At 36.1% G+C, this 4,165-nt stretch carries 5 protein-coding genes and 1 pseudogene; 1 reads left to right on the forward strand and 5 read right to left on the reverse strand.

What is annotated here, in order from left to right; all coding sequences use genetic code 11:
- A pseudogene (locus tag QVB70_RS05140) lies at positions 1–574 on the reverse strand (DNA repair helicase); the annotation flags it as partial.
- Between the two features lie 60 nt (positions 575–634).
- Complete coding sequence (locus tag QVB70_RS05145; RefSeq protein WP_287584048.1) at positions 635–1,375, reverse strand: HAD family hydrolase; 741 nt, start codon at positions 1,373–1,375, stop codon at positions 635–637.
- 84 nt (positions 1,376–1,459) lie between these two features.
- On the opposite strand from QVB70_RS05145, the gene priS reads away from it, so the two are divergent.
- Entirely contained in the window at positions 1,460–2,440 is a 981-nt protein-coding gene (gene priS, locus QVB70_RS05150) for a DNA primase catalytic subunit PriS (RefSeq protein WP_287584049.1), read from the forward strand.
- A 174-nt stretch (positions 2,441–2,614) separates the two neighbouring features.
- Here priS and QVB70_RS05155 read toward each other — a convergent pair whose 3' ends face one another.
- The 3 genes from QVB70_RS05155 to QVB70_RS05165 form a co-directional block, all read right to left on the reverse strand.
- Positions 2,615–2,923 carry a hypothetical protein gene (locus QVB70_RS05155; protein ID WP_287584050.1) on the reverse strand — a complete coding sequence of 103 codons (309 nt, stop codon included), beginning with the start codon at positions 2,921–2,923 and terminating at the stop codon, positions 2,615–2,617.
- A gap of 19 nt (positions 2,924–2,942) precedes the next feature.
- Positions 2,943–3,638, reverse strand: a complete 696-nt coding sequence (locus QVB70_RS05160) for a hypothetical protein (RefSeq protein WP_287584052.1) — start codon at positions 3,636–3,638, stop codon at positions 2,943–2,945.
- Between the two features lie 150 nt (positions 3,639–3,788).
- A complete protein-coding gene (locus tag QVB70_RS05165) occupies positions 3,789–4,082 on the reverse strand; it encodes a YkgJ family cysteine cluster protein (protein ID WP_287584054.1) in 294 nt (97 codons plus the stop codon).
- Positions 4,083–4,165 lie beyond the last annotated feature (83 nt).

Raw genomic sequence — 4,165 nt, forward strand, 5'->3', positions numbered from 1 at the left:
ACGCTATAATGTCTACCTTTTGTATGAGTCGCCTTGCTAATTCATAGGCGCAAATTTCTTCATTTTGGCAAATCTCAAGAAATTCTGCACCAGTAGTTGGTTTTTCTAAAAAATAATGTTCAAGTTCTGAAACGTACCACGGCTCATTTTGTAATTTCTCGAAAGAATCGCATCTCTTTCTTTTTTTCAATTCCTTGCATAAAAGTAGAGCCGATTTTGCGTCAAGCGCATATTTTTTCACAAGTTCATTTGAACAGGTCTCGTTTCTACCTCTTATTGCGAGGCCAGAAACTTCACAACCTTTTTCTCGAATTTTATGAATTTCCTCTAGGACACGATCCGCTTGTCTATGCGTACGGCAACAGTAAATTATGGTTCTACCCTCGCGTTTTGCTGAAAGCAATACTCCTACTAGCATGCTAATAGTTTTTCCAAGCCCATTGGCACCCTCTACAACCAGATGTCCCCCCTTTTGTGCCACTTCATTGACGAGATTAATTAATTTGGCTTGGGAGGGTCTAAGATTCTTGTAAGGGAAGAATTCCTGCGCTTCTATTGGAATCTGGTCTTTCATAATCTATCGCAATCCATCTCGATGTTCATAATTTCTGGAATATTAAAATCAAGCGCTTTTTTACTCACAATTTCTTGTGTCATTTATCAAACTGTCTAATTTAGCTTCCAATAACTCTGACAGCTGATGAATTGTGAGATCTGGTCGATACTCGCCCTCATTTTGTTGTTCATCATCATTTCTTTTAAACCATATAGCTTTAAGTCCTGCTTTTTTCGCTCCGATGACATCACATTCTAAACTATCTCCAATATGAATAACGTTATGTGGTTTCATGTTCATACTATGAACGGCATGAGTAAAGATCATCGGGAATGGTTTAGAAAATCCATGATCTCCTGAAATAGTAACTGTTTCAAAGAAATCAGACAGGTTATGCGTCTCTAATTGGGAATAAATAAAGGGCGGATAAGTAAAATTACTAATTAACCCAATTCGGTATGTTTCAGAGAGTGTTTCAATTACTTCATGAGTATCTTCCACGAGCTGGACATTTGCTGTAAGAATCTTAAAATAAGCCGAAGTACTTTCTTTGATAACAGCACGAGCTTTAGAGGACTGCATTTCCACGTCTTTAAATACTTCTAAGAGATGACTGTCATAAAGCGTTTCTGTACCTTCTTCTATTCTTTTCCTCAATACTTTCTGCCACTGCGCTAATGCCTTACTGATGAATTCATCAAAGCCAATAGTTAGTCCATATTTTACTCCAACATCATATACCGCTTTAAGAGCCCTCTTAGAAACATTTTTATCAACAGGTTCAATAAGTGTGTTGAAAAAATCGAAAGTTAAACTCATAAAGGTTTTTTTATCTTCTAATCTTAATAAAAATTGTCTTTGTTATTTTATAAATGATCACAAAAAAGCAGGATTGCTGATTTCTTGTCTCAACAAAAGATTACAAAAGCAATGCTTCAGGAATATTATTCAGACTATTTTGATGTGACACCTCTCATCAATATCATTGGATTGTCGACCTTTAGACGCAGAGAATTTGGATTTGACCTTGGCAACACTTTCACAAGAAATCTCTCATTCGGAACACCTCGAAAGCTTGTAGATTATATGGGTAATCAAGGTGTCTTTCAAGCATATGTTGGGGCGGTATACTCTGAAAGCCCATCGAAACAACAGTCGATTCAGAGATTACAATGGGAGTCAAGAGAATTAGTTTTTGATATTGATCTGGATGAATTTGACCTAGTAAGGAGATGTGACTGTAAAGGCGAAAAGACTTTTTGTGAGGAATGCTGGACATTAGCGCAAGATGCCATGATTTTTTTAGACGCAACAATGAGGGAAGACTTTGGCATTGAAGACCTAGTTTGGATTTTTTCTGGGAGAAGGGGAGTTCACTGCTGGATATGTGATGACATTGCAAAAAAGTTGGATCAAAGACAGCGAAGTGCGGTCATTAATTATTTAACTCTAATAAAGGAAGGAGAGAAGACTCCTCATGTAGATATGCTCCCTAAGTATGCAAAATCATTGAAAGAAAGAATATTCACTCTGTTATCGAGATCCTTTTTTCTTAATACTGCAGAAGCTGAATTAATAAAACTGGGGTTCAAAAAAGGCGATTCCAAAAAAATACTAAAACGTGTGCTAACTGAAAGCCAGTTTAACTACAAGCAATTTATTCCTACATATCCATCCATTGATCCACTAAGACTGGCTAAAGCGATAATTATAAACAGATATCCACGAATAGATCGAAAGGTAACACTAGATACAAGAAGACTTCTGAAAATTCCAAATTCGATTCATGGAAAAACTGGGAATGTTTGTGTCGTTATCAACAACATTTCAAATTTTGATCCTTTTGATGTTCCTTCTATCTTTGATAAGGTATTAAGTAATTAACTTATTATCTGAAACCAAATTAACTTATCATTTCAACAATTAACTTATTATCAAGAAAGTGAGATGGTACTAAAATTTGCCTGAAAAACAAAGATGGTACTAAAATCAAAAGTATCCTCTTGAAGAAAGCCGTGGCTAAGCCTTTTTGAAAGATAATTACTTTTCAGGAAGTTATCATTTCTTCGCAAGAAGCCCCCGCAACGTGTTGGGGGGAGGAATGAAGCGCGTTACTAGTTTCACTTTCACCCAGGTCTCTGTAATTATTAAATAACTATTTGCATACATATGACCTGTGTCTACCTGCAGGCAAGAGGTCGGCATGCGAGTACCCTTCTGAATCCTGTATGCCGTAAAGCCCAGTGGATCTGGAAGGGGACACAGTAGGGCAGGGACTGTCCGATTTAAAGCCTGTGTTAAGTCGATATCTGTTAAAGGTATGGTTGGAGACGCTGCAGGTCGTCTGTGAAGCAGGAAGCCATTCAACTTGTTGGATGGTAGTTCACTAACCCAATTTATATCCTACTGCTTCCCATGCATGTTTCATTACTGGATTATTTTCAAGGTAGGCGTCAACTATTTCCTTTGGTACTTTGTTTAGAGGACAGGAGAAATTAACGCATTTCGGACAAACATTCCTTCTTACAGCTATAAAAAAATAGATACCTGCAATAGAACTAAGCAATGCTAACCCCGTTAATGTTGTAATTGTTATATCGACTGTGTGATATTGATTCCATAATATAAAAAGACCGTAAAGATCTGTCACGACAGGAAATAGCACAAAAAATACTGCTCCTCCTAAAAACCCTAATTTTTCAAAGATATTCATAGGTTCGGGGTGAAATGCCCATAGTTTTGGAAGCCCATGATTTGCTAGACAGTGCAGAATCTTCCCTTCTTTAGCATAATAAGGACAATGGCTACAAATGATACGAATTTCAATAATGAAAAAAAATAAGATCCAAAAAATAATATTAATCAATAACGGAATCCAACTAACGTTTAATCCAACAATAATAAAACCAAGAAATCCTAATAGCATAGGAGGTAACAGTATTTTATAGACCTTTAGAAGTAACTTAACTTCCCATTTACAGTTTAATTTTCCATTTATCTTGCAACTAAGGCAATCTGATTCTTCGTCCCAAGTACATGTTATATATTTATCATTCTGGACACTTTTTTCTTTAATAGTCATTTTCAGCGCCTGCACATCTAGATATATTATTCGCAAAAACCTATTTTAAACAACATCTTTTTTTTGATGCGTACTATACGTCAAAAAGCTCTATGTTCTAGTTTTGCAAAGAACTTCTTTGGATGTATATTTTTTAATAAAAACCGATCCTTATTCTGAGATGGCGCAAGAATAGTCTTTACATCGTTTCGGTTTAGTATTATGAATCAAACAGAAATATTCAGATTTGTCTTTCTTGTAAAGAAAAGGACACCGTGATAAACGTGTCTTATTCTGTGGATTTACCCAACCAAATGCAGTATCCTTATTTAAGAATTCAATATATCGAAGTATGTCTTGTCTATTTTCATTCATCCATCTATCAATATCCTCTGCAGTTATGTGAACGAAATAAGCCCCCCATTCCAAACAACATTTTCCACATTGTTCACAAGACAAATTCATCAGGATATTCAGTTAACATGAGTGCGTGAACTACCACCCTACAAGTAGGCTGGCTTCCTGAATCATTCATTCCCCAACGGGAC

Origin of the sequence: Candidatus Borrarchaeum sp. (assembly GCF_019058535.1) — an archaeon.
Lineage (GTDB): Archaea > Asgardarchaeota > Sifarchaeia > Borrarchaeales > Borrarchaeaceae > Borrarchaeum > Borrarchaeum weybense.